Consider the following 24968-nt stretch of genomic DNA (forward strand, 5'->3'; position numbering starts at 1 on the left):
GTTTGGGTGGCAACCCAAGGTCTTGTCGGTGTGGGCCGACGCCCACGACGTTGACCTTAAGGCCAGTTTGGGTGGCAACCCAAGGTGTTGACCTTAACCCAGGGGCTTGCCCCTCAGATCTGATAGTCAATTACCGGCTCTCCCCCCGTCGTAAACACCTTCTCTTTAATCTCATTCACCGACAGTCCCGGATTACACAATTCAATAAATCGCCAGACGTAGTTACGTTGCAATTGCGATTTTTTCAGCCCCAGCCAGACGGTGTTGGCTTCGAACAAATGCTCGGCGTTAATCAGCTGAAGGCCAGTATCACGGGCAGCTTCGAACGCTTTATCCGCCAGGATGCCGACACCCAGCCCTAATTCCACGTAGGTTTTAATCACATCGGAATCCTGAGCGCTGAGCACGATGTCGGCGGTGAGCGCGGCGCGGCTGAACGCTTCATCGAGACGCGAGCGGCCGGTGATCCCCTGACGATAAGTAATTAACGGCTGTTCACTGAGATGCTGCAATGTCACCGGGTGCTGCAACGTCAGCGGATGCCCTTGCGGAACGACTATCGCGTGATGCCAGCGGTAATAGGGAAACGACGCCACAGCCGGGTCGTTCATCAGTTTTTCACTGGCGATGGCTACATCCGCCTGCCCGCTCAGCAGCATCGCGAGAACTTCCTGCGGCGAGCCCTGATGTAATTCCAGACGTACACCGGGATAAATCGCGCGGAATGCTTTGATGACCTTCGGCAGGCTGTAACGCGCCTGTGTATGTGTCGTGGCAATAGTCAGAACGCCGGCGTCCTCTTTCGAGAAAACATCGGCCAGACGGCGGATGTTCTGGGCTTCGTTGAGGATCCTTTCGGCGACAGCCAGCAACTCTTTACCGGGCTCCGTCAGCCCCAGCAAACGCTTACCACGACGGATAAATATCTCAACGCCCAGCTCATCCTCCAGCTCGCGGATATGGCGGCTGACCCCTGACTGTGAAGTGAATAACATGTTCGAGACTTCAGTCAGGTTGTAATTGCATCGCGCTGATTCCCGTATAATTTTGAGTTGTTGAAAGTTCACCGCTGTCTGCCTCTTGCTTGCCAAAACCCTATTGTTACGATCTGTTGCTATGCCAGACAAATAAGAAAAAGCTGTGTCTTATGCTTTTTCTGACTAACGGCGGGATGACACTCGTAAAAAAACGCCGTCAGGCGGCGTTTATGTCAGGGTGCAGGCGAGCGGTGAAAACGTGCTATTGCGGCACCGGGGTCATGACCGGTTTGTCGCTAAAATGCGCCGTGAGATTAGATAACACCAGCGTCATCATGTTTTCCACGGATTCTGGCGAACGGCCTGCTACGTGCGGCGTGATGACCAGGTTATCCAGTGTCAGCATTTGTGCAGGTACCTTTGGCTCGCCATCAACCACGTCCAGCGCCGCGCCGGCAATTTCATGATTCTGGAGACTGGCGATCAGCGCCCCGCTATCCACCACGCTGCCGCGGGCAATGTTAATCACAAATCCGTCCGGCCCCAGCGCGCGCAGCACGTCCGCATCCACCAGCCTGACAGTGTCTTTGCCACCCGGCGTGGCGACCACCAGATAATCGGCCCATTGCGCCAGTCCGGTGATGTCCGGGAAATAACGGTATGGCGTGTCCTGCAGAGGACGACGGTTATGATATGCAATTTCCATATCAAACCCGCCCGCAGCGCGGTGTGCAATAAGACTGCCGATGTTGCCCATGCCGATAATCCCTAAACGCTTACCCGCCATTCCCGGCGTATTCCAGCGCGCTTTATTCCATTCTCCGCCACGCACCGCCGCATCAAATTGCGGGATTTTACGGGTGATCGCCAGCATAAGCGCCAGCGTATGATCGCTCACGGAAGAATTATTGGTTCCCGGACCATGCGTGACATGAATACCGCGCTGTTTCGCTGCAACCACATCAATATGTTCATACCCGACACCTTGCGCGCATATGATTTCCAGATTGGGCAGGTTATCCATTTCTGCCGCGCTTAAACCGATACTGCCGATAGTCAGCACCGCGCGGATCTGCTGCGCTGTCTGTGGATCCAGCGAGGTACGTTGTTCCGGGGTCGTCGCAAAATAAAGAGTAAAACCGGCCGCTTCGAACCGGTCAGGATAGCCAGCATCAAGATCGACATGGCTGAGTAACGCGATGGTCATGGGAGTTCCTCGGGATAAAGTCAGACAATAACTAGCAGGCTAGCCTTTTTGTTCTCACTATCATTGAAGCCCGACGCCTTGTACAGCTTTTCGACGGTTAACGGGAGAAGTTCCAAACTCCGGTCTACACTCGTTGTTATCGTCTGTGCATGCGCAGATGGCCCTCTTTCGGCATTTTTTTGTCAGATTTCCCTGAAACGGAGTGACGTCAAGTATGACAAAGGCCCGGTCAAGCAAGACAAGTAAACCTACCGCCACAACGGAAGAAGTTCGCACAGTTCCTTCACATGCTCAGGTTGATATCGCCGTGGATGAACTCGGCGTGCGGATTATCCATCCCTACAGTGACGGCGAAATTGTTCGCAGTTTCGATTCCGGACACACCACCCGCGTCCGTGAAGGATTGCCCGTGCCGCTGGGTGCAACGTGGGACGGACTGGGTGTGAACTTCGCCCTTTTCTCGGCGAATGCCACTAAAGTCGAGCTGTGTCTTTTCAATGAAGACGGCGAACAGTACGACGTGATTGAGCTACCGGAATATACCGATGAGGTCTGGCATGGTTATCTGCCCGATGCCCGTCCCGGCCTGCTTTATGCCTATCGTGTGCATGGCCCGTATGCACCGCATGACGGACACCGGTTTAATCCTGCCAAACTGCTGCTCGACCCGTATGCCAAACAGATTGTCGGTGAGCTGAAATGGGACGATGCGCTGTTCGCCTATGATATGCAGAGCCCGAAAAAAGACTTGCATATTGATAACCGCGACAGCGCCGAGTTTCTGCCCAAGTGTCGTGTAATCGACCCGGCATTCTCATGGGCTCGCTCTCGTAAAAGACACATTCCGTGGGAAAAAACGCTGATCTACGAAACGCATGTTCGCGGTTATACCATGCGCCACCCGGCGGTTCCCGAGCATCTGCGCGGAACATTTTCCGGCATGAGTACCCCGCACATTGTGGAATACATCCGCTCGCTGGGCGTGACGTCAGTCGAGCTGATGCCCATTCATGCATTTACTGATGACCGGCATTTGCAGGACAAAGGGCTGCATAATTTCTGGGGGTATAACACACTCAGTTTCTTTGCACCGCATCCGCAGTATATGGCGACGCAGACCGTAAACGAATTCAAGCAAATGATTGCCACCCTGCACGCCGCCAATATCGAGGTGATACTCGATGTGGTGTACAACCACACGGCGGAAGGAAACGAACTCGGGCCGACGCTCTCTTTTAAAGGCATCGATAACGCCAGTTATTACCGGCTGATGCCGGACAATAAACGTTATTACATTAACGATACCGGCACCGGAAACACCCTCAATCTCAGCCATCCGCGTGTGCTACAAATGGTCACCGATTCCCTGCGTTACTGGGCGACAGAAATGCAGGTCGATGGTTTCCGCTTTGACCTGGCCACTATTCTCGGGCGTGAAAGTTACGGCTTCGACGAAGGTTGTGGTTTTCTCGACACCTGCCGTCAGGATCCGATCCTAAGCCAGTGCAAACTGATTGCTGAGCCCTGGGATTGTGGCCCCGGCGGTTATCAGGTGGGCGGCTTCCCGCCGGGCTGGATGGAATGGAACGACCGTTTCCGCGATACGGTGCGCAAATTCTGGCGAGGTGATGAAGGCCAGCTGGCGCAGTTCGCCACACGACTTTCCGGCTCAGCGGATTTGTTCAATCACCGTGGCCGCAAGCCCTACGCTTCAGTGAATTTTATTACCGCGCACGACGGTTTTACGCTCAATGACTGGGTTTCGTATGCCAGCAAACACAACGAAGCCAACGGCGAGAATGGTAAGGACGGCAGCGATAACAACATCTCTGCCAACTACGGTGTGGAAGGCCCGAGTGATGATCCGGCCATCAATGAACTCCGGTTGCGGCAGATGCGCAATATGCTGGCGACACTGCTGCTTTCACAAGGTACGCCGATGCTGCTGGCCGGTGATGAGTTTGCGCGGTCGCAGAATGGCAACAACAATGCCTATTGTCAGGACACTGAGATTGCGTGGATTAACTGGAATATCGAAGAAAAAGGTCAGGCGTTACTGCTGTTCACTTACCGGCTGATTGCGCTGCGTAAACGCTTCCCTATTTTACATCGCGGGCGCTTTCTCACCGGTGCGGTTCACGAGAAGCTGGGCGTGAAAGATGTCAGCTGGTTCCAGCCACAGGGGCCGGAAATGACCGATGCAGCCTGGAAAGATCCGCACGCCAAATGCATTGCGATGCTGCTTGACGGTCGCGCACAGCCGACCGGTTTACTGCGTCAGGGTTCATTAAGTACGGTCCTGCTGTTGTTTAACGCCTCACACAAAGACGTGGTGTTCACGCTGCCTTCCGTTGCACACGGCGAAAGCTGGCGGCATATTTTCGACACCTTCCAGCCGGATGACGTTAACGAACATAATTTCGAATTCGGCCGCGAGTATATCTGCACATCCCGCACCGTGGTGCTTTTCGAGCTGATAAGTACCTCGAAACACTAAAATCGGGCAGCGCTGTTTCAGTTACCGAGGATCTGAAGCAGCGTTTCCCTTCCCTCTGCCAGCCCTTTCTCACGTCCAATTGCCTGACGGCTCACACCTTCAGCACGAATAATATAGCAATCCGCTACGCCCATCAGTTCCAGAATCGACGCCAGATACGGCTCCTGAAAATCATGCGGAAGTGTTTCCGGTGTGCTGTAAACGCCACCGCGACTTGAGGCAACAAAAGCCGTTTTGCCTGGGATCAGCCCGACTACACCCTGCGGGGTATAACGGAACGTTTTGCCTTTCTGACAGACCTGATCCAGCCACGCTTTCAGGTTGCTCGGAATGGAGTGGTTATACATCGGAGCGCCAATCACCAGTACGTCGCAGGCGATAAGTTCTTCGATTGACTGATAAATCCCGTCGAGTTCGGCCTGCAACTCTGGCGTGATCGTCACATCCTGCGCGTTGTGTAGCAGGCTCATGGCACCGGCTGAAAGGTGCGGCGGTGGCGCAATACCGAGATCGCGATAGGTTACGCTGGCGTCCGGATGGCGTGAACAAAGTTCCGTGACAATCATCGCCGAGAGTTCACGGGAAACGGACTCGTTAATAAACGGGCTTGAATCGATATGTAATATTTTCATTTTTAAATCCTGTTGGCAGATGTTCTGCGGAATGAACACAGGATAATCGTTGTTGATATGGCGTGAAATATCTAATATGGCAACATATCGTTGCCATTTTGCAACGATGAATATGAGAAGGCAGATGAACGATAATCTCAATGATATGGCGCTGTTTGCCGCCGTCGTCCAGCATCAGGGATTCACCGCCGCCGCTCGGGCGCTGGGCGTTTCAAAATCCCTGCTCAGCCGCCGGATTGACGCACTGGAAACCCGTCTCGGGGTCCGGCTGCTGCAACGCACTTCCCGCCATTTTTCCGTGACCAGTGTCGGCGAGTGCTACGCCATCGAATGCCAGAAACTGCTGCAACAGGCGCAAACGGCACAACAGGTGATTGACGATTTACAGCAAAATCCCAGCGGATTGTTGCGGGTTTGCACGCCGGTAATGATGGCGGAAATGGTCGTGGCTCCGCTGATGACCGAGTTTCTGACACGTTATCCGGCTATCACGCTGGAACTTCTGGCTATTAACCGCAGCGTAGATCTACTCGAGGAAAATTTTGATGTGACGATACACTCGCACAGCGAACCTCTGGAAGATTCCGGGTTGTACCGCAAACCGCTCGGGACGCTGAAATATGTGATGGTTGCCAGTCCGGCGTTTGTTGCGGCATTACCTGCGCCGCCTTCTGTGGATCAACTGAGTTATCTGCCAACGCTGGTGCGCAAAACACCGTGGGCCGGATCACAGTGGGAACTGGCTCATCCGCAGGAAGGCACGCGAAAGGTGTCGTTAACCCCCCGCATGATCAGCAATAATTTACTGGTTTTACGTCAGGCGGCGGTGGACGGCATGGGCATCGCGCTGTTGCCGGAAATGGCATGCAAAAAAAGTCTGCACGACGGCAAATTAATGCCTCTGCTGCCTGACTGGCAAACGCAGCCGTCTTCCATTTCTGCGTTGTATGCCAGTCATAAAGGCCAGTCGCCCGCGCTGAGGGTGTTTCTGGATTTTCTCTCAGAAAAACTTCACGGGGCGCTGTAGTCTGCGGATTCATTACGCGGAATTATTCCGGGTCTTTGAGATAGGCTTTGAACTGCGGCGACATATAACTTTTGAACGTGTCACCTTCTTTGGTGATCAGATACACGGCCAGATGCTGTTTTTCCGCCAGCGCCAACGCTTTATGCGTGCCCAGCACCATCAGTCCGGTATCCCATCCATCGGCTTCCAGCGCGGTAGGCGCAATCACCGTCGCGGATACAAGCTTGTGCGTGATCGGCGAACCCGTGGCGGGATCAATAATGTGTGAAAGGCGTTTGCCATCCAGTTCGTAATAATTGCGATAGCTGCCAGACGTGCTGATACCCATGCCCTGCAAATCGACAATCGCCTGCACGGCCGTTTCTTTGTCCGTTGGTTTCTGAATCGCCACCTGCCACGGATTGCTCTTAGCATTATGTCCGCGGGACACCACCGCACCGCCCACAGACACCAGATAATTACTGATGCCATTGCCTTCAATCAGCCGCGCCAGATGATCCGTGGCGTAACCCTCGCCGACCGTTGAGAGATCCACGTACATTCCCGGCAAATCTTTTTGCAGATACTGTCCGTCGCTTTGCTGGATCACTTTCAGATGCTGTAATCCGGTCAGTTTACGTGCGGCGGCAATCTGATCCGGCGTCGGCGTTTTGACCGGTTGTTTGTCCGGTCCGAAGCCCCAAAGATTGACCAGCGGGCCAACGGTGATATCCATCGCGCCGCCGGTCAGCATTCCGATGCGCATAGACGTAACAATCGCATCGGCCATGCCTGCGCTGATGGGTTGCGGCACGCTGCCCTGATACTGATTAAAGCGCGAAAGTACCGAGTCTTCTTTGTAAGTCGAAAGCTGGTGATCATCTTCTTTAAGCTGCGCCTCGATTTGTTCGCGCAGCGCGGCTTCACGACTTTTATCCACGCCCGCCAGACTGACGCGGTAAAACGTCCCCATGGTCTTACCTTCAATCACCATCGTCTCGCCCTGTTCAGTCGCTTTGCGGTCACAGGCAGATAAAAGAGTGACGCCGCAAAGCAACAGCGCGCAGCGCAAATAAATCGGTTTCAGGAACATGCAAATAACTCAATTAAGTGCCCGTTACCGGGCATGGAAAAGTGTCAGGACAGTAAGGGATAGCGCTTAAACCACGCGGCAACAAACGTTGACTTGGCCGGATCCGCGAGTGTCAGCGGCTGCGTTTGGCGTGGCGTTCCCAGTTTTCCTGTTTCGCCTGCGCGGATTTTTTCAACGCGACATAACAGGCACCGGCACCGCCATCTTTTTGGATGGCCACACAGAACGCCTGAACATCATCAAGCTGTTTCAGCCATTTGGCGAGATAACTGCGCACAATGTTGGCATGACTTTCATCATCACGGCCACGACCGTGGATGATCAGCAAAGTACGTAAATTTTCGGCCTGTGCCTGGCAGAAGAACGTAAATAGCTCCTGACGACACTGTTCAACGGGTTTGCGCAGCAGATTCAGGCTGGCTTCCAGCGGGTATTTTCCCTGACGAAGTTTGTCGAGAACGCCCTGCTGAACACCGTCATGCTTATACCCGAGCGGTTCGTCGCACGGCTGGATATTCAGAAAGCCAGTGGTCAGCGGATTTTCACGTTTTTCCGTTACCTCTTCGCTGCTGACCTTCTGTCCGGTGGTTGAGTTTTTGAGGTAGACCACCCGTTTATCCGACGCCAGTGGCTGAACTCCGGCCATTTCCTGACTGAATAAATCATCATCTTCGCTCATCTGCTTACCTCTTTCTCAGCGGTGGAACTGCTGCAAATTATCTCTGTAAACCTCCTGCGGGTAAAGCTGTCAGCAAACGAGCCTGCGGCGGTAAAAAATCCTGAAATGGCGGCGCGGTCAATAAAACTCATTTTTCTATCTATACTTAGCTGCTGGGACAGAACTAAATCGTTAAAGATTTGCGTCTGTTACCGGCTGAATTGAGGAGAAAAGATGCCTTACCTTGACGATCCCTTGATTATTTTTACTGACCTTGATGGCTCCCTGCTCGATCATCATGATTACAGCTGGCAACCGGCCCAACCCTGGCTGGATAAACTTTCGGCGGCAAAAATTCCGCTTATTCTGACGACCAGTAAAACGTCTGCTGAAGTCGCGACATTGCAGTCAGCTTTGCACCTGACGCACCAGCCTTTTATCGCTGAAAATGGCGCGATGATCCATCTGCCGCCGGACTGGCGAACCGCGGATGAAGTCCCGTTTTATATCAACGGCGCGGGTTACAGCGAAATCCGCCAAACGTTGGTCGAATTGCGTCAGCGTTACGATTTTGAGTTTCGCGGTTTTGGTGATGTCACGCCAAAACAAGTCGCCGTCTGGACGGGTTTATCGGAGCAGGAAGCAGAGCTCGCCATGCAGCGCGTGGCGTCCGAACCGCTGGTCTGGTTTGGGAATGATCTGGATTTTGCGCATCTGAAAAAATGCCTGGCCCGCGAAGGTCTGGCACTCACCCGTGGCGGACGGTTCTGGCATGTCATGGCAGCTGGCGCAGGTAAAGGTCAGGCTGTGCAGTGGTTGTCTGATCGCTATCAGCAAAAACGCGGGCAAGCAGTTATCAGCATCGGTCTTGGCGATGGCCCGAATGATTTATCCATGCTGGAGGTGGTGAATTACGCGGTGGTGGTTAAAGGTCATCATGATCATGAAATGCCGCTGCATCGTGACGATATCTCAGGAGTTTTTCGTACCAGTGAATTTGGCCCCCATGGCTGGAGTCAGGGGCTGAGTCATTTTATCCCCCTTCTTTAAAGGGCAAATTTGAAGAGGTAATGGCCTTTATTAATAAATTGTTTTCACATTGTTTATCGTTCTGTATTTACAGAGAAGACTTCCAATAATTTTATCAATTCTAAAATTGGAGAATACCGTATGAGCGATTTTTATCAGGATGGAGTCATTACCAATTTTCATAATCTGACTAACCGCAAAGTCGAAGAACTGGAATACGATTTGCAGGTTTTTTCAGGCCGCCGTTCAATGGGATTAATATTACCGTCACTTTTTTCAGAACTTGAAGGTCCGGCACTGACCCGCATTGTGGATGAGCTGACCAAAGTCCCGTATCTGGAGGAGATCGTTATTGGGTTAGATCGCGCTGATCGCGATCAGTTTTTATTTGCGCGTGAATTTTTCTCCCGCCTTCCGCAGCGCCACCGAATTTTATGGAATGATGGCCCGCGCCTCAAAGCGCTGGATGAAGAGCTGAAAAAAGAAAATCTTTCACCGAATGAGCCGGGTAAGGGCCGAAACGTGTGGTTCTGTGCCGGTTATACGCTGGCGTCGCGGCGCACGTCGGTAGTCGGGCTGCATGATTGTGACATTGTCACGTATAGCCGCGATATGCTGGCCCGTCTGATGTATCCGGTGGCGAATCCCAACTTCCATTACGATTTCTGTAAAGGGTATTACGCCCGCGTCGCCGACGGAAAATTCAATGGCCGCGTGGGACGTCTTCTGGTCTTCCCGCTGCTGAAATCGCTGCAAATTGTTTACGGCCACTCTGACTTTCTTGAATACCTGCGTACCTTCCGCTATCCGCTTTCCGGCGAATTTGCGATGCGCACGGACATTCTGAATGACCTGCGTATCCCGAGCGACTGGGGCCTGGAAATTGGCGTACTTTCAGAACTTCATCGAAATACGGCGACCAAGCGTATTTGTCAGGTCGATATCGCCGATACCTACGATCATAAGCACCAGCCGATGTCCGAAGATGATGCGACAAACGGGCTGCAACGCATGAGTATCGATATCACCAAGGCGCTTTACCGCAAGATGGCGATCCTTGGTGTGAATATCACCAGTGAATCTTTCCGTATCCTGAAAGCCACCTACTATCGCAATGCGCTGGATATGATTGACGGGTTTGAGAATGACGCAAAAATGAACGGATTATCGTTTGACCGTCACAGCGAGGAATCTGCCGTGGAACTGTTTTCAGGCGCGATTATGGAAGCCGGTCAGGCATTTGTGGATACGCCGAGCGAAAAACCCTTTATCCCGAGCTGGAGCCGCGTACAGTCTGCCTTCCCGGATATGCTGGATCGCATTCACGAAGCGGTGGAAAAAGATAACGAGGGTGATGTGTAGCGCCGGCAATTTCTCTCTCCGCACAAAGCAAAAACGCTGCATTCGCAGCGTTTTTTTATATCGATACGTCAGCTCACGCTATGCGGCTTCTTTTTTCCGGGAAACAACAAGCTGGCAATAATGCCCAGCGCAAGAACACCCAGCACCACGTAGAGGCTGGCTAAGGCGCTGATTTCAACCCCGTGATGCCACAGATGATTACTGGAATTCAGTGCCAGTTTCGCCGCCACAAAGAACAGCAGGAAAATCACTGATTTCTCAAGATGCACCAGATATTTGCGCAATGCCTCGAGCACGAAATACATCGTACGTAAACCGAGTACTGCAAACATCATGGCGGAATAAACAATCAGCGGTTCGCGGCTGACGGCGATAACCGCAGGCACGCTGTCGAACGCAAACATCAGGTCAGAAATCTCAACCACGGCAATACACAACAGCAACGGCGTCGCGTAACGCACGCCCTTTTTCACTGTAAAACTGAAGCCCTGATTTTCAGGCTTTGCCAGCTCAGCTTCGACCTGTTCACTGCTGACCAGAAAATGCGGGCCGACCAGTTTTGGAAACACCGGGAAGAAACGGCGAACCAGCCGGTTGGCGATATGATCTGAGTAATCATCATTTTCTTCGTCATCATTTCCTGCACGCATCATCAGGATCGCTGTCCAGAGGATCACCACGGCAAACACCATTTCGACCCAAGGTCCGAGCGCCAGCAAACTGGTGCCGATCACCACGAAAATCCCACGGAACACGATTGCGCCAATCACGCCCCAGTACAAAATCCGGTGACGATAGCCGTCAGGCACTTTGAACCAGGCGAAGATCGCCATAATCACAAACAGGTTATCGATGGAAAGCACCTGCTCCAGCGCATACCCGGTGAGGAAAAGACTCGCGACTTCTTTGCCATGATGGACATATAAAAACGCGGCAAAACTCAGGGAAACGGCAATCCAGAACAGTGTCCATAAAGAGGCACTTTTCAGGCCAATCGGCTTGTGGCTGCGGTGCGCAAAGATGTCAGTTAACAACGCGGCGACCGCCACGACGACAAAAACAATGGTTGTTTCCAGCGGAAAACCCAGGGAATCGGACTGCATGACACCTTTCCTAAAAGTAAACGAATGCTAAACGAAGGGAGCATTGTAAGCGGTTGTGAGGAGAATGGGTATCAAAGTCGATCCGGTTCAGTGTTTATGCCATAATCCTCTGCCGCAAATTTCAGGGTTCATCAGGGCTAAAATAAAGCAAAACGGGCGAAAAAATTCATTCTTAGCCTGCTATAAATTGATTTAAAGCCTTTATTTTCTCCGCACTAAATATTCCCCCCATCAATAAATTGATCCTGATTTAAAGCTCATTGATTCTCAGTTCGGCTTAATTGCATGTGAAGATCAATTTTTTATTTAAAAAAAACCTTTTAAAATCGGGGTTTTTTAACATTTCGCTCTTTTCGCTCCTTTAAGCTACTTATCACTCGGCGTAAAAGATGTTAAAATTGACCCATATCAATATTGCCAGAGTGACTCTTATGATCCCGGAAAAGCGTATTATTCGACGTATCCAATCTGGTGGCTGTGCGATCCATTGTCAGGACTGTAGCATTAGCCAGCTTTGTATTCCTTTCACGCTTAATGAGCATGAACTTGATCAGCTCGATAACATTATCGAAAGGAAAAAGCCGATCCAAAAAGGTCAGGCATTGTTTAAAGCCGGTGATGAATTGAAATCCCTGTATGCCATTCGTTCCGGGACAATCAAAAGCTACACCATTACCGAGCAAGGTGACGAGCAAATTACCGGTTTCCATCTGGCAGGCGATTTAGTCGGCTTCGATGCTATCGGTGGCTTGCAGCATCCGAGCTTTGCTCAGGCGCTGGAAACCTCAATGGTTTGCGAAATTCCTTTCGAAACCCTGGACGATTTGTCCGGTAAAATGCCGAATCTGCGTCAGCAAATGATGCGTCTGATGAGCGGTGAGATTAAAGGTGACCAGGATATGATTCTGTTGCTTTCGAAGAAAAATGCTGAAGAACGTCTGGCGGCATTTATCTATAACCTCTCCCGCCGCTTCGCTCAGCGTGGTTTCTCTCAGCGCGAATTCCGCCTGACGATGACCCGTGGCGATATCGGTAACTACCTCGGGCTGACTGTAGAAACCATCAGCCGCCTGCTCGGTCGTTTCCAGAAATCAGAAATGCTGAGTGTTAAAGGTAAATACATCACGATTGAGAATCATGAAATGCTTTCTCAATTAGCCGGTCAGTCTGCTCCGGTCTCTGCCTGATCTGTCAGGCTCCTGCCTGACAATTATTGCGTCGGATCATCAAGGAATAATTTGTTGATCCGACTCAATTTCTCCGCTATCCGATTGCTTAATCTTGGTTTACTCTGTACTTAATACACTGACCGCCGTTCTCTTACAGGTGTTAAGGAGTCCCCATGGCTAAGTATCAGAATTTACTCGTTGCTATCGACCCCAATCAGGATGACCAACCCGCGCTTCGTCGTGCCGTTTATCTGGTGCAACGTAACGGCGGCAGCATAAAAGCCTTTTTGTCGATTTATGATTTCTCCTATGAAATGACCACCATGCTTTCGCCAGATGAGCGAATCGGTATGCGGCAAAGCGTAATCAGTGAACGGGAAGAATGGATTAAAGAACAGTGTCGCTACTATGTCGAAGCGGGTATTCCGATCGACGTTAAAGTGGTCTGGCACAACAAACCTTTCGAAGCCATCATTCAGGAAGTGATTGCCGGTAATCATGATTTGCTGTTGAAAATGGCCCACCAGCATGACCGTCTTGAATCTGTCATTTTCACGCCTACGGACTGGAATTTACTGCGCAAGTGCCCTTGCCCGGTCTGGATGGTCAAAGACCAGCCGTGGCCTGAGAGCGGTAAAGCCGTTGTCGCCGTTAACCTTTCCAGTGAAGAACCCTATCACGACCCGCTCAATATCAAACTGGTGAAAGAAACCATCGAGCTGGCCTCTCACGTTAATCAGACGGAAGTCCATCTGGTCGGCGCGTATCCGGTCACGCCGATTAATATTGCCATCGAACTTCCTGACTTTGACCCAAGCGTCTATAACGATGCTATCCGCGGTCAGCATCTGATTGCGATGAAAGCATTGCGACAGAAATTCCAGCTTGACGAAAAATTCACACACGTGGAAAAAGGCTTACCGGAAGAAGTCATTCCTGACCTTGCAGAGCATTTGCAGGCAGGTGTGGTTGTTCTCGGTGCGATTGGCCGTACCGGTCTTTCTGCGGCGTTTTTAGGCAACACCACGGAACAGGTGATCGACCATCTGAAATGCGATTTGCTGGCCATCAAACCGGATGATTTTGAATGTCCGCTGACATTCGATGACGAAGAAGAGGATGACGACGAGTAATCTGGGAGAATACTGTCTGAGAATAATCGCTGAATCGCGCACAAAAGAAAGGCCAGTCAACTGACTGGCCTTTTTCATTGCGGCTCAGGAATTAGAGAGCACGCAGGATTTTCTCAACGCTTTCTTTGGCATCGCCAAACAGCATCTGAGTGTTTTCTTTGAAGAACAGCGGGTTCTGCACACCGGCATAACCAGTATTCATTGAACGTTTGAAGACGATCACGTTCTGCGCTTTCCACACTTCCAGCACCGGCATACCGGCAATTGGACTGCGTGGATCTTCCTGTGCCGCCGGGTTCACGGTGTCATTTGCACCGATAACCAGCACAACATCGGTATCGCTGAAATCGTCGTTGATTTCGTCCATTTCTAGCACGATGTCATAAGGCACTTTCGCCTCAGCCAGCAGCACGTTCATATGGCCCGGCAAACGCCCTGCAACAGGGTGAATACCGAAACGAACGTTGATGCCTTTAGCGCGCAGTTTGGCGGTAATGTCATGCACCGGATACTGTGCCTGAGCCACCGCCATGCCGTAGCCCGGGGTGATGATCACTGAGCTGGCGTTTTTCAGCAGTTCAGCCACATCTTCCGCGCTTGCTTCGTGATACTCACCCATCTCTTCAGCGTCGCCCGTAGAAGAGCCATCAGTACCGAAACCACCGGCGATCACGCTGATAAACGAACGGTTCATCGCTTTACACATGATGTAAGACAGAATTGCACCTGAAGAACCCACCAGCGCACCGGTGACGATCAGCAGGTCATTGCTGAGCATAAAGCCCGCTGCCGCCGCTGCCCAACCGGAATAGGAGTTCAGCATGGACACTACAACCGGCATATCCGCACCACCGATGGATGACACCAGGTGCCAGCCGAACGCCAGAGCGATGATAGTCATGATCAGCAATGCAACAACCTGCAGACCGACGCTATCAGTGCGAACAAACATCACCATCAGCAGGAAAGAAACAACCAGCGCAGCCAGATTCAGTTTATGACGATGCGGCAAAGCCAGCGGTTTGGAAGAGATAATCCCGCGAAGTTTACCAAACGCCACAATCGAACCGGTAAAGGTCACCGCACCGATGAAGATACCGAGGAATACTTCGGTCAGATGGATGTTTTCCATCACGCCTTCCATCGGCACCGCACCGTGATCCAGATAGCTGTTAAAGCCCACCAGAACCGCAGCCAGACCCACGAAGCTGTGCAGAATGGCAACCAGCTCAGGCATTTCGGTCATTTCGACTTTACGTGCCAGATAAACACCAATCGCACCACCGATCACCATGGCGACGATGATCCAGCCAACGTTACCGGAGTCAGGTCCAAGAATGGTCGCGATTAACGCGATGGCCATCCCGGTGACGCCGAAAATGTTACCCTGTTTTGATGTTTCATGTTTTGACAGCCCGGCAAGGCTGCAAATAAACAGAATAGCGGCAACAATATATGCTGCTGTAACTAAACCCCCAGACATATATTCCCCTTAGTTCTTACGAAACATCTTCAGCATGCGCTGAGTGACGGTGAATCCGCCGAAAATATTGATACTGGCAATCAGCACGGCAATAAAGGACAGGAAACTGACCCATCCGCCATGACCGATTTGCAGTACGGCACCGACCACAATAATCCCCGAAATGGCGTTAGTGACCGACATCAGCGGGGTATGCAGCGCATGGCTGACATTCCACACCACGTAGTAACCGACCACACAGGACAGCGCAAACACCGTAAAGTGAGAGAGGAACTCTTTCGGCGCCACATTCGCCAGCCAGCCAAACAGCACAATGGCAACGGCCATGATGATGAATTTGGTCCACGGAGACGCGGGCTTAACTTCAGCTTTTGCTACCGGCTCAGCGGCTTTCGCAGCTTGGGGCTGAGCAGAAACCTGAATTGGCGGTGCCGGCCAGGTCACTTCACCCGCTTTCACCACGGTCACACCGCGCACAACGGTATCTTCAAAATCGATTTCGATTTCACCGTTTTTCTCTTTGCACAGTAATTTCAGCAGGTTAACCAGATTGGTGCCGTAAAGCTGGGAGGACTGCGTCGGCAGGCGGCTTGGCAAATCGGTATAACCGATAATCTTCACGCCGTTTTCTGTAGTGGTAATCTGGTCTGCAACCGTCAGTTCACAGTTACCGCCCGTCTGGGCTGCCAGATCGACAATCACGCTGCCCGGTTTCATCGAAGCGACCATCTCTTTGGTGATGAGCTTCGGTGCTGGACGTCCCGGGATAAGCGCGGTGGTCACAATGATGTCTACTTCTTCGGCCTGGGCTGCGAACAGCGCCATTTCCGCTTTAATGAAGGCTTCTGACATCACTTTTGCGTAGCCGTCACCGCTGCCCGCCTCTTCTTCGAAGTCCAGTTCCAGGAACTCCGCACCCATACTTTTTACCTGTTCCTTCACTTCAGGACGGGTATCAAAAGCACGGACGATAGCGCCGAGGCTTCCTGCTGCGCCAATGGCAGCCAGGCCAGCCACACCGGCACCGATGATCATGACTTTCGCCGGCGGCACTTTACCCGCAGCAGTGATCTGCCCGGTAAAGAAACGACCAAATTCATGGGCGGCTTCCACAATCGCGCGATAACCCGCGATGTTAGCCATTGAGCTCAGGGCATCAAGAGATTGTGCGCGGGAAATACGAGGCACAGAATCCATTGCCATTGCCGTCACCTGACGATCAGCCAGTTTTTGAATCAACTCAGGGTTTTGCGCAGGCCAGATGAAACTGACCAGCGTGGTGCCTGCTTGTAATTTATCGATTTCATCGTTTTCAGGCGCATTCACCTTCAGCACGATATCTGATTGCCATACATCATCGCCGCTGACGACAGATGCACCCGCCAGTTCATAAGCTGCATCGTCAAAGCTGGCTAATTTACCGGCTCCCTGTTCGATAGCGACCGTAAAGCCGAGTTTAAGCAACTGTTCCACCGTCTTCGGCGTGGCTGCAACCCGGGCTTCATTGGTCAACCGCTCTCTTGGTACACCAATACGCATAGTATTCCCTTCACCCTTTTCATTGATGATTTATGTCATCGTCATAACAATTCAACTTCACGCCTGCCGGTTGATAGTAAGCCCCGGTTTGTATTTTTTCAGGCCGCTTATAACCTACTGAATATCTAATCAATAATCTACGTATCACAGCGATAGTCAGACAATTAATAATAAAAAAATTGATATGGGCCGCAAACCTGCTGCAAACCTGAGTAAACAGGCCTTTAATCCACCTGATAACCTGCTTTAAACCCGATCTATCACTGAGAGTTTCTCTACCTTAACCCGCTCAGAACGGGCATAAAAGTTAGAAAATAGTGAATAATTAACATTTATTTCACTACTTGGATTATTCAACAAACTTATATAAGTTATACCTGGTAAAAAAAGTCGCTGTTATCGTCGGTGGCGCACGCATTATTGCCATAAATTGCTGAGACACTCGGCATTGTTACATGCAATAATCGGCCGCTAACCTGTTACACATCAAGAATTCAGCACGTTTCAACATTACTGCGCAAGGTGAAAGGATTTTTTATGAAGCTGACAAAAACGATCATCGCATCGGCCCTGTTTTCTGTTTCTGCGCTGTCGGCTGCACATGCCGCGCAGGAAATTAGCCCACAGAAAGCTGCAGCCATTAAGCCTTTTGATCGCATTGTTATTACCGGGCGTTTCAACACGCTGGGCGATGCGGCTGATGCCGTGTCCCGCCGTGCCGATACGCTGGGTGCAGATTATTTTTATATTCAAGATACCAACAGCACTAACAATAGCGGTAACTGGCGTGTAGTGGCAGATATCTATAAAAAAGATGCGCCGGAAGTGAGCAAAGATCCCCATTATCGCGTCATTAATGGCGTGGTAGAGCTGCCGAAAGACGTCGCTTATGGACTTGAGCCTTTTGATACTGTGACTGTCAGCGGTTTCTATCGCAGCCAGCCAGACGTTAACGATGCCATTACAAAAGCGGCGAAAGATAAAGGGGCTTATTCCTTCTTCATCGTCCGCCAGATTGATGCCAACAGCGGCGGCAACCAGTACATCACTGCGTTTATTTATAAGAAAGATGCGCCAAAACGCGTGGTTCAGTCACCTGATGCCATTCCTGCCGATTCTGATGCAGGCCGTGCAGCACTGGCAGCCGGTGGCGCAGAAGCGAAGAAAGTTGAGATCCCAGGCGTGGCATCTTCCGGCAGTCCAAGCCGTGAAGTAGGCCGTTTCTTCGAAACGCAGTCATCTACTGGTAAACGTTACACCGTCACAGCAACCAACGGCGCGAAAATTCAGGAAGTGAATGACGTGACCGCCGCTCAGATGGTGCCGTTTGACTCCACGACCTTCACCGGTCACTTCAACAGCACCACGGATGTTTCACAGGAAGTGGCAAACCGTGCAGCTGCCAAAGGCGCCAAGTTCTACCACATCACTCGTCAGTGGCAGAACAAAAGTGGTGGCAACCTCACCATCAGCGCAGACTTCTTCAAATAAGTTTGAGCCCGAAACAGCAAAAAGGCAGCCAGAAATGGCTGCCTTTTCTTTTGCCGCGAACATTTTTCCCGCAGCCTTACTGCCCCCAGGTGCGTTCCAGCACATTAATCCAGTTCTTGTAACAGATTTTCTCCAGCAACGCCTGGCCATACCCCGCTTTGCGCAGTGCTTCAACCAGCACCGGCAGTCCGCGTACGTCCTTCATAAACGGTGCCATCGATGCCCCGTCAAAATCCGAACCGAAGCCCACGCCATCCTCACCCAGATGTTCAACCAGATAATCCACATGACGCACCATAATGTCTGTGCCGGTATCGTCGCTGCGTTTGCCGTCTTCACGCAGGAATGGCACAGCAAAATTGAGCCCGACAAAACCGCTGCTCTCTTTGATTGCGCCAAGCTGTTTATCGGTGAGATTACGCGACATCGGACATATGCTGAACGCATTGGAATGGCTGGCCACCAGCGGCGAGTCGCTCAGTTCAGCCACCTGCCAGAACCCTTTTTCGTTCAGATGTGACAAATCAATCATGATGCGTTTTTGGTTACAGGCTTTGATCAGCCGGATACCCGCATCGGTCAGCCCCGGCCCGGTGTCCGGCGACGTCTGGTATTTGAATGGCACACCCTCGCCGAAAATGTTCGGGCGACTCCAGACTGGCCCGAGAGAACGCAGCCCCATGCTGTAAAGCACATCCAGATTATATAAATCCTCATCTATCGCTTCCGCCCCTTCGATATGCATAACCACAGCTAATGCATGGTTATCTATCGACTGTCTGATTTCCTGCGCGGTACGACAAATTTTCACCTTTCCCTGCGACTGTTCTTCGATTCTGAGCAGGAACGCCATCATGCCAAATGTGACGTCACGTGCAAAATCGAAAGAAGGTGTCGGGGAAAAATCAGGATGCTTTTGAGTACCTTCCGGCAGAAAACGGGTGTCCACAGTACGATCAGGCACGCTAATTGCTAGATCTACTTCAGGAGTAGGCACCCAGGCGGCGAAAAGCCCGCCGGCAAAGCCTGCGTCACGACAGCGCGGCAGGTCTAATTGTCCGCTGGCGGGTCCCTGAAGGAATGACTGTGCAGGATCCTGACGATGTTCGTTCCACAGTTGTAGCAAAACATCGTTATGTCCATCAAAAACCGGCATTAATTCTTCAGTTCCGTGCGCTACGTTATTCATAAAAAAGGTCTACCTTTGATTGAGCATGGCTAAGACAACGGAGATATGTTCCGACAGGGTGCACTCACCGCGTGAAATTGCACCAGCAAAGAACAAGCACAGTACGCTTCACATTAGTTTTTTCGATATGAAACGTCGGGATGTGTAAAGCAACGGTTTTTCATTTAAGCCAGTTGCCCGGAGTTAAGTCAAGGGTTGGCCAACGTAATTTTTAATTTTACTTTTATATATCAACACGATGGGAGTAGTTATGGTTACCAGGCGTCAATTTGTTACCGGTTTTTCCGCAATACCTGTTCTGTCCTACCTGAAATTCGATGCTGTGTTTGCTGCCACACCAGCCTCAATTCTGGTGATGGCTATCCAGCTTGATATCATTACCAGCCTTGATCCGCATGAAAGCTTCGAGTCCGTGGGCAGTGAAATTACCGGCAATATGTACCAGCAACTGGTGAAACCAAAACTGGCCTCCCCTGATGAAATCGAAGGCGATCTGGCTGTTTCATGGACCTCTTCCGACGATAAAAAAACCTTCACGTTCAAACTCGATCCGAAAGCAAAATGGGCCGACGGAAAACCTGTCACTGCCGAAGACGCCGCATTTTCCCTGCAGCGTGTGGTGAAACTCGACAAGAGCCCGGCCTACATCATCAACCAGTTTGGCTATACCAAAGATAACGTCGACAGCCTGATTACCGCGCCGGACGCCGAAACGCTGGTGATCCAGACCACTGAACCTGCTTCTGAATCCTTTCTGCTGTATTGCCTGACCGCGAACGTGGGCAGTATCGTGCAAAAATCTGCCTGCCTGGCCAATCAGGCGGGTGATGATCTGGGTAACGCCTGGCTGAAGAAAAACAGCGCCGGTTCCGGTGCTTTCAAACTGCGCGACTGGAAAGTCAGCGAATCCGTGATTCTCGAAAGCAACAAAAACAACCCGCACGCAGGCAAAATCCAGCGCATCATCATGCGTCACATAGTTGACCCTTCTGCCCAGTTGCTCATGTTGCAGAAAGGCGATATCGATATTGCGCGTAACCTGACTACCGAACAATTACGTCCTCTGCTGAAGGACAAAAACTTCACGCTGGTACAGAAAGGCATTGCCGGCACCTTTATGCTTTCTGCCAATACCGCGCATCCGAATCTTGCCAAACCGCAGGTCTGGCAGGCGATTAAATGGGCAATCGATTACGAAAACATCCAGCAGCATATCGTGCCGCTGACCCACAAAATCCACCAGAGCTTTCTGCCGGAAGGTTTCCCTGCGGCGGTGAGTACCATTATGTACAAACGTGATGTGGCAAAAGCCAAAGCGCTGCTGGCCGAAGCCGGTTTCCCGAACGGTTTTGAAATCACCCTCGATCACTACTCCGCCTCACCTTCTTCTGACATCGTGCAGGCATTGCAATCGAACCTCGCCGAAGTCGGGATTAAAGTCACGCTGCTGGCTGCCGAAAGCCGTCAGGTGCTGACTAAAATGCGTGCGCGTCAGCAGCAACTGGCGATGACCCAGTGGGGGGCGGATTACTTTGACCCGAACTCCAACGCAGAAGCCTTCTGCAGCAACCCGGATAATACCGACAAAGCCAAGAGCCGCACGCTGGCATGGCGTTGCAGCTGGCAGGATAAAGACATTTCAGATCTCAGCACCAAAGCGCTGAAAGAGTCGGATCCGGCCACCCGCATCAAACTCTACGAAGAGTTGCAGACCAGACATATGGAAAACAGCCCGTTTGCCATCATGTTGCAACCCACCATGACCGCCGCCTGCCGCAACGTGATTTCCGGCGTGGTATTAACAGTAATGAGCACCAGCCCTTACGAGAAGGTTGTTAAAGCGTGAGCAAGAGACTCAAGGGATTTCTGAGTACCTGCATCAGCGTTTGTCTTACTTTGTTTGGTCTGTCGGTGGTGACTTTTTTCATCGGTCGCGTGATGCCGACAGACCCGGTTCTGGCTGCGGTTGGCGATAATGCCCCGCAGGCAGTCGTCGAACGGGTTCGTCATGAAATGGGGCTGGATCAGCCCCTCTGGATGCAGTTCTTCCATTATCTCAGTCAGGTATTTCACGGTGACTTAGGCCGTTCTGCCCTGACCTCCAATCTGGTGACCACCGATATCGCGCGCTTTTTCCCGGCAACGCTGGAACTGGCGACGGCGGCCATTATTATCGCCGCTATTGTCGGTATTCCGCTGGGCGTCTGGGCGGCAACGCGTCAGGGCAGCTGGATTGATCAGACGATCCGCGTGGTATGTCTGGCCGGTCACTCCCTGCCGGTGTTTGTGCTGGCGCTGCTCAGCCTGCTGATTTTCTATTCCGCGCTGGGTATCGCGCCGGGGCCGGGACGTCAGGACATCATCTATCAGGACATGATCCCGCAGGTCACCGGTTTGCTTACCGTGGATTCGCTGCTGGCCGGTGACATGGGCGCATTTTGGGATGCCCTTGCGCATATGGCTCAGCCGGTGCTGATCCTCGCGTATTTCAGCATGGCTTACATCACCCGCATGACCCGTACTTTTATGCTCAACGCACTCGGCGGGGAATATGTGATAACGGCCCGCGCCAAAGGGCTTTCTGCGCAACGCGTCATCTGGAAACATGCTTTCCCGACGGTCGGCGTGCAGCTGATTACGGTGCTTGCACTAACGTATGCCGGTTTGCTGGAGGGCGCAGTAGTGACTGAAAACGTCTTCTCCTGGCCCGGCCTCGGGCAATACCTCACCGTCTCGCTGATGAATGCGGATATGAACCCGGTGATCGGCTCCACGCTGCTGATTGGCGCGATTTACGTGCTGCTTAACCTGCTGGCCGACCTTCTCTACCGACTATTGGATCCCCGCGTAAAATGAGCACTCTTCCTGTCACACCTCAACCCCGTGCAGGCAGCCGCGCCTGGCTGCTGGCGGATACACCACATACACGGACACAAGCCGTCTGGGGCCGTCGTTACCGCATCTGGCTTGGTCTTCGCAAAAATCCGCTGGCCGTTACCGGTCTGTTCACCGTGCTGATCGTCCTGCTGATTTCCATCTGTGCGCCGTGGCTGACCAGTTACGATCCGGGTGCGCAGGATCTGGCACACCGTCTGGCAAAACCGTCTTCCCTGCACTGGCTGGGTACCGACGAACTGGGACGCGATACCCTGAGCCGTATTCTTTATGGCGGACGTATCACGCTCGGGATGGTGATTATTGTGGTAGCGATTGTCGCCCCGCTCGGCCTGCTGATTGGCTGCGTGGCCGGTTACGCGGGCGGATTGCTTGACCGTATTCTGATGCGCATCACCGACATTTTCCTGGCATTCCCGCGTCTGATCCTGGCTCTGGCCTTTGTGGCTGCACTCAGGCCTGGTATCGAAAGTGCCATTCTGGCGATCGCCCTTACTGCCTGGCCGCCTTATGCACGCCTCGCCCGCGCGGAAACTATGCAGGTGCGCGGCACAGATTATATTGCCGCCTGCCGCCTGACCGGCGCGACACCGGCGCGTATTGTGCTGCGCCATATCATGCCGTTGTGCGTACCCAGTCTGGTGGTGCGCATCACGCTGGATATGAGTTCGATCATTATCACCGCTGCCAGCCTGGGTTTTCTGGGGATGGGCGCTCAGCCGCCGTCGCCGGAATGGGGCGCAATGATTGCCACTGCGCGCCGTTTCCTGTTCAGCGAATGGTGGGTGCCGCTGATCCCAGCCATTGCGATTTTTGTCACTTCACTGGCGTTTAACTTCCTCGGCGACGGCCTGCGCGACGTCCTCGATCCTAAGGAGAAATGATGCTGGTTGATATCAAAGATCTGCATATTACCTTTCAGACCAACAGCGGCAGTTTCGACGCAGTTCGCGGCGTATCACTGTCACTGGGTAAAGAAAAGTTCGGAATTGTCGGCGAGAGCGGCTCGGGGAAATCCCTGACCGCACGTTGCCTGATGAACCTGTTGCCATCAAGCGCAAAATGCCGTGCTGAAACGCTGTCTTTCGACGGTATTGATTTGCGCAACGCCAGTGAAAAGCAGATGCGGCAGATACGCGGCAAACGCGTCGGATTTATTTTGCAGGATCCGAAATACTCGCTCAATCCGGTCATGCCCATTGGCAAACAGGTGGCGGAAGCGTGGCAGACGCATAAAGGCGGTTCGAAAAAACAGGCAATGAACGCCGCCATAGAACTGCTGGATCAGGTGCGTATCCGCGACCCGCATAAAGTCGCCGAACGCTATGCGCATGAAGTGTCCGGCGGTATGGGCCAGCGCGTAATGATTGCCATGATGCTGGCGCCAGATCCCGAACTGATGATTGCCGATGAACCGACCAGCGCGCTGGATGCCACCGTGCAGGCCGAGATTTTGCGTCTGCTGGATGATCTGGTTTCCAGTCTCGGCATGGGACTGATTCTGATCAGCCACGATTTACCGCTGGTATCCAAATTCTGCGACCGCGTGGCCGTGATGTACGCAGGCCGTATCGTCGAAACATTACAGGCGGGCGACCTGCTGAAAGCGCAACATCCTTACACCCGCGGGCTGCTGGAATGTCTGCCGTCGCTGAAACATCCGCGTGACAGACTGCCGGTTCTGGTGCGTGACGAAGCATGGAAAACCTCATGACTGACCAATCCCCTCTTTTCTATCAGGATGCAGATAACAGCAAAATTATTCTCAACAATCTGCGGATTGCTTTTGGCGAGACCGAAGTGGTCAAAGGCGTGAGTTTCAGCGTTGCGCCGGGCGAATGCTTCGGGATTGTCGGCGAAAGTGGCTCCGGAAAATCGACCATTTTACGCGCGCTGGCCGGACTGAATCAGTCATGGTCAGGAGAAATGGTAATCGGCGGTGAAGATCAGCTGCCGGTACGCCAGAAACGCTTCTTCCGCCGCGTGCAGATGGTGTTTCAGGATCCGTACGGTTCGCTGCATCCGCGCCAGACCATCGACCGCATTCTCAGCGAACCTTTGATCGTGCATGGTTTTCTCAACATTGAGAAGCGCATAACCGACGCCCTGAGCGAAGTCGGTTTGCCGCAGGCGGTGCGTTTTCGTTTCCCGCATCAGCTTTCCGGCGGACAGCGTCAGCGTGTCGCCATTGCGCGGGCAATGATTTCGGAACCGGAAATTTTACTGCTCGATGAACCGACTTCGGCGCTGGATGTGTCGGTACAGGCGGAGATCCTCAATCTGCTAAGCGACCTGCGTGAACGGCGGAAACTGACTTATATCCTCGTCAGCCACAATCTGGCCGTCGTAACGCATCTTTGCACCAGCATTGGCGTAATGATTGGTGGTGAAATGGTTGAGCTTCTGAGCGCAGACGATTTACGGACGGGCAACGTCACCCACCCGCATACAGCAGAATTACGATCGTTAAGTCTCAGTTTAGAGGAGCCCGAATAACCGTTGCAC

General features: G+C 52.3%; 21 protein-coding genes. 12 read left to right on the forward strand and 9 right to left on the reverse strand.

Annotated features, from left to right (window positions below):
• Positions 1-113: 113 nt before the first annotated feature.
• Both cbl and UC15_RS12095 read right to left on the reverse strand, forming a co-directional pair.
• Positions 114-1067, reverse strand: coding sequence for an HTH-type transcriptional regulator Cbl (gene cbl / locus UC15_RS12090; RefSeq protein WP_112288677.1), 954 nt, complete (start codon positions 1065-1067; stop codon positions 114-116).
• 172 nt (positions 1068-1239) lie between these two features.
• Positions 1240-2184: a 2-hydroxyacid dehydrogenase gene (locus tag UC15_RS12095; protein WP_112288678.1), complete on the reverse strand. Its 945-nt coding sequence runs from the start codon at positions 2182-2184 to the stop codon at positions 1240-1242.
• 214 nt (positions 2185-2398) lie between these two features.
• Between UC15_RS12095 and glgX the strand changes: the two genes are divergently transcribed.
• Positions 2399-4681, forward strand: a complete 2283-nt coding sequence (glgX, locus tag UC15_RS12100; RefSeq protein ID WP_112288679.1) for a glycogen debranching protein GlgX — start codon at positions 2399-2401, stop codon at positions 4679-4681.
• 17 nt (positions 4682-4698) lie between these two features.
• On the opposite strand, the gene UC15_RS12105 is transcribed toward glgX, so the two are convergent.
• Entirely contained in the window at positions 4699-5313 is a 615-nt protein-coding gene (locus tag UC15_RS12105) for an FMN-dependent NADH-azoreductase (protein WP_112288680.1), read from the reverse strand.
• A 124-nt stretch (positions 5314-5437) separates the two neighbouring features.
• Between UC15_RS12105 and UC15_RS12110 the strand changes: the two genes are divergently transcribed.
• Positions 5438-6340, forward strand: a complete 903-nt coding sequence (locus tag UC15_RS12110; RefSeq protein WP_198659702.1) for a LysR substrate-binding domain-containing protein — start codon at positions 5438-5440, stop codon at positions 6338-6340.
• Positions 6341-6362: 22 nt separating this feature from the next.
• Here the strand turns inward: UC15_RS12110 and apbE are convergent, their stop codons facing one another.
• Together apbE and smrA are read right to left on the reverse strand one after the other, a co-directional pair.
• The gene (gene apbE / locus UC15_RS12115; RefSeq protein ID WP_112288682.1) at positions 6363-7412 is read right to left on the reverse strand and encodes an FAD:protein FMN transferase ApbE; all 1050 of its coding nucleotides are present in this window, start codon (positions 7410-7412) and stop codon (positions 6363-6365) included.
• Positions 7413-7524: 112 nt separating this feature from the next.
• Complete coding sequence (gene smrA / locus UC15_RS12120) at positions 7525-8091, reverse strand: DNA endonuclease SmrA (RefSeq protein ID WP_112288683.1); 567 nt, start codon at positions 8089-8091, stop codon at positions 7525-7527.
• A gap of 213 nt (positions 8092-8304) precedes the next feature.
• On the opposite strand from smrA, the gene UC15_RS12125 reads away from it, so the two are divergent.
• Both UC15_RS12125 and UC15_RS12130 read left to right on the forward strand, forming a co-directional pair.
• Positions 8305-9120, forward strand: a complete 816-nt coding sequence (locus tag UC15_RS12125; RefSeq protein ID WP_112288684.1) for a mannosyl-3-phosphoglycerate phosphatase-related protein — start codon at positions 8305-8307, stop codon at positions 9118-9120.
• Positions 9121-9240: 120 nt separating this feature from the next.
• Positions 9241-10461, forward strand: coding sequence for a glycosyl transferase (locus UC15_RS12130; RefSeq protein ID WP_112288685.1), 1221 nt, complete (start codon positions 9241-9243; stop codon positions 10459-10461).
• 68 nt (positions 10462-10529) lie between these two features.
• On the opposite strand, the gene UC15_RS12135 is transcribed toward UC15_RS12130, so the two are convergent.
• Entirely contained in the window at positions 10530-11564 is a 1035-nt protein-coding gene (locus UC15_RS12135; protein WP_112288686.1) for a TerC/Alx family metal homeostasis membrane protein, read from the reverse strand.
• 431 nt (positions 11565-11995) lie between these two features.
• Here UC15_RS12135 and UC15_RS12140 point away from each other — a divergent pair, with 431 nt between their 5' ends.
• Both UC15_RS12140 and uspE read left to right on the forward strand, forming a co-directional pair.
• Positions 11996-12751, forward strand: coding sequence for an FNR family transcription factor (locus UC15_RS12140; RefSeq protein ID WP_013575564.1), 756 nt, complete (start codon positions 11996-11998; stop codon positions 12749-12751).
• Positions 12752-12906: 155 nt separating this feature from the next.
• Positions 12907-13866: a universal stress protein UspE gene (uspE, locus tag UC15_RS12145; RefSeq protein WP_112288687.1), complete on the forward strand. Its 960-nt coding sequence runs from the start codon at positions 12907-12909 to the stop codon at positions 13864-13866.
• Between the two features lie 91 nt (positions 13867-13957).
• On the opposite strand, the gene pntB is transcribed toward uspE, so the two are convergent.
• On the reverse strand, positions 13958-15349 hold the full coding sequence (pntB, locus tag UC15_RS12150; protein ID WP_112288688.1) for a Re/Si-specific NAD(P)(+) transhydrogenase subunit beta: 1392 nt from the start codon (positions 15347-15349) through the stop codon (positions 13958-13960).
• Between the two features lie 9 nt (positions 15350-15358).
• Positions 15359-16888, reverse strand: coding sequence for a Re/Si-specific NAD(P)(+) transhydrogenase subunit alpha (pntA, locus tag UC15_RS12155; protein WP_112288689.1), 1530 nt, complete (start codon positions 16886-16888; stop codon positions 15359-15361).
• Positions 16889-17425: 537 nt separating this feature from the next.
• Between pntA and ydgH the strand changes: the two genes are divergently transcribed.
• Positions 17426-18379, forward strand: a complete 954-nt coding sequence (gene ydgH, locus UC15_RS12160) for a DUF1471 family protein YdgH (protein ID WP_112288690.1) — start codon at positions 17426-17428, stop codon at positions 18377-18379.
• A 76-nt stretch (positions 18380-18455) separates the two neighbouring features.
• On the opposite strand, the gene UC15_RS12165 is transcribed toward ydgH, so the two are convergent.
• On the reverse strand, positions 18456-19568 hold the full coding sequence (locus UC15_RS12165; protein ID WP_112288691.1) for a dipeptidase: 1113 nt from the start codon (positions 19566-19568) through the stop codon (positions 18456-18458).
• A gap of 250 nt (positions 19569-19818) precedes the next feature.
• On the opposite strand from UC15_RS12165, the gene UC15_RS12170 reads away from it, so the two are divergent.
• The 5 genes from UC15_RS12170 to UC15_RS12190 are packed head-to-tail and all read left to right on the forward strand — an operon-like array spanning position 19819 to position 24959.
• A complete protein-coding gene (locus UC15_RS12170; protein ID WP_112288692.1) occupies positions 19819-21414 on the forward strand; it encodes an ABC transporter substrate-binding protein in 1596 nt (531 codons plus the stop codon).
• Positions 21411-22424 carry an ABC transporter permease gene (locus UC15_RS12175; protein ID WP_112288693.1) on the forward strand — a complete coding sequence of 338 codons (1014 nt, stop codon included), beginning with the start codon at positions 21411-21413 and terminating at the stop codon, positions 22422-22424. Before UC15_RS12170 ends, UC15_RS12175 begins: the two co-directional genes overlap by 4 nt.
• Entirely contained in the window at positions 22421-23347 is a 927-nt protein-coding gene (locus tag UC15_RS12180; RefSeq protein WP_112288694.1) for an ABC transporter permease, read from the forward strand. Before UC15_RS12175 ends, UC15_RS12180 begins: the two co-directional genes overlap by 4 nt.
• Positions 23347-24177 (forward strand): ABC transporter ATP-binding protein, encoded by an 831-nt coding sequence (locus UC15_RS12185; RefSeq protein ID WP_112288695.1) that lies wholly within the window; start codon positions 23347-23349, stop codon positions 24175-24177. The genes UC15_RS12180 and UC15_RS12185 overlap by 1 nt, the downstream gene beginning before the upstream one ends.
• A complete protein-coding gene (locus UC15_RS12190) occupies positions 24174-24959 on the forward strand; it encodes an ABC transporter ATP-binding protein (protein ID WP_112288696.1) in 786 nt (261 codons plus the stop codon). The genes UC15_RS12185 and UC15_RS12190 overlap by 4 nt, the downstream gene beginning before the upstream one ends.
• Positions 24960-24968: the final 9 nt, after the last annotated feature.

It is taken from the genome of Rahnella sp. AN3-3W3, assembly GCF_003263545.1.
Lineage (GTDB): Bacteria > Pseudomonadota > Gammaproteobacteria > Enterobacterales > Enterobacteriaceae > Rahnella > Rahnella variigena.

Bases quoted from the DNA above. Each gene is read 5' to 3' on its own strand.
- UC15_RS12180 (WP_112288694.1), top strand. From the start codon at position 22,421: ATGAGCACTCTTCCTGTCACACCTCAACCCCGTGCAGGCAGCCGCGCC.
- UC15_RS12190 (WP_112288696.1), top strand. From the start codon at position 24,174: ATGACTGACCAATCCCCTCTTTTCTATCAGGATGCAGATAACAGCAAA.
- uspE (WP_112288687.1), top strand. From the start codon at position 12,907: ATGGCTAAGTATCAGAATTTACTCGTTGCTATCGACCCCAATCAGGAT.
- smrA (WP_112288683.1), bottom strand. From the start codon at position 8,091: ATGAGCGAAGATGATGATTTATTCAGTCAGGAAATGGCCGGAGTTCAG.
- UC15_RS12185 (WP_112288695.1), top strand. From the start codon at position 23,347: ATGCTGGTTGATATCAAAGATCTGCATATTACCTTTCAGACCAACAGC.
- pntA (WP_112288689.1), bottom strand. From the start codon at position 16,888: ATGCGTATTGGTGTACCAAGAGAGCGGTTGACCAATGAAGCCCGGGTT.
- pntB (WP_112288688.1), bottom strand. From the start codon at position 15,349: ATGTCTGGGGGTTTAGTTACAGCAGCATATATTGTTGCCGCTATTCTG.
- UC15_RS12125 (WP_112288684.1), top strand. From the start codon at position 8,305: ATGCCTTACCTTGACGATCCCTTGATTATTTTTACTGACCTTGATGGC.
- UC15_RS12165 (WP_112288691.1), bottom strand. From the start codon at position 19,568: ATGAATAACGTAGCGCACGGAACTGAAGAATTAATGCCGGTTTTTGAT.
- UC15_RS12170 (WP_112288692.1), top strand. From the start codon at position 19,819: ATGGTTACCAGGCGTCAATTTGTTACCGGTTTTTCCGCAATACCTGTT.
- ydgH (WP_112288690.1), top strand. From the start codon at position 17,426: ATGAAGCTGACAAAAACGATCATCGCATCGGCCCTGTTTTCTGTTTCT.
- UC15_RS12095 (WP_112288678.1), bottom strand. From the start codon at position 2,184: ATGACCATCGCGTTACTCAGCCATGTCGATCTTGATGCTGGCTATCCT.
- UC15_RS12135 (WP_112288686.1), bottom strand. From the start codon at position 11,564: ATGCAGTCCGATTCCCTGGGTTTTCCGCTGGAAACAACCATTGTTTTT.
- UC15_RS12140 (WP_013575564.1), top strand. From the start codon at position 11,996: ATGATCCCGGAAAAGCGTATTATTCGACGTATCCAATCTGGTGGCTGT.
- apbE (WP_112288682.1), bottom strand. From the start codon at position 7,412: ATGTTCCTGAAACCGATTTATTTGCGCTGCGCGCTGTTGCTTTGCGGC.
- UC15_RS12110 (WP_198659702.1), top strand. From the start codon at position 5,438: ATGAACGATAATCTCAATGATATGGCGCTGTTTGCCGCCGTCGTCCAG.
- UC15_RS12105 (WP_112288680.1), bottom strand. From the start codon at position 5,313: ATGAAAATATTACATATCGATTCAAGCCCGTTTATTAACGAGTCCGTT.
- UC15_RS12130 (WP_112288685.1), top strand. From the start codon at position 9,241: ATGAGCGATTTTTATCAGGATGGAGTCATTACCAATTTTCATAATCTG.
- glgX (WP_112288679.1), top strand. From the start codon at position 2,399: ATGACAAAGGCCCGGTCAAGCAAGACAAGTAAACCTACCGCCACAACG.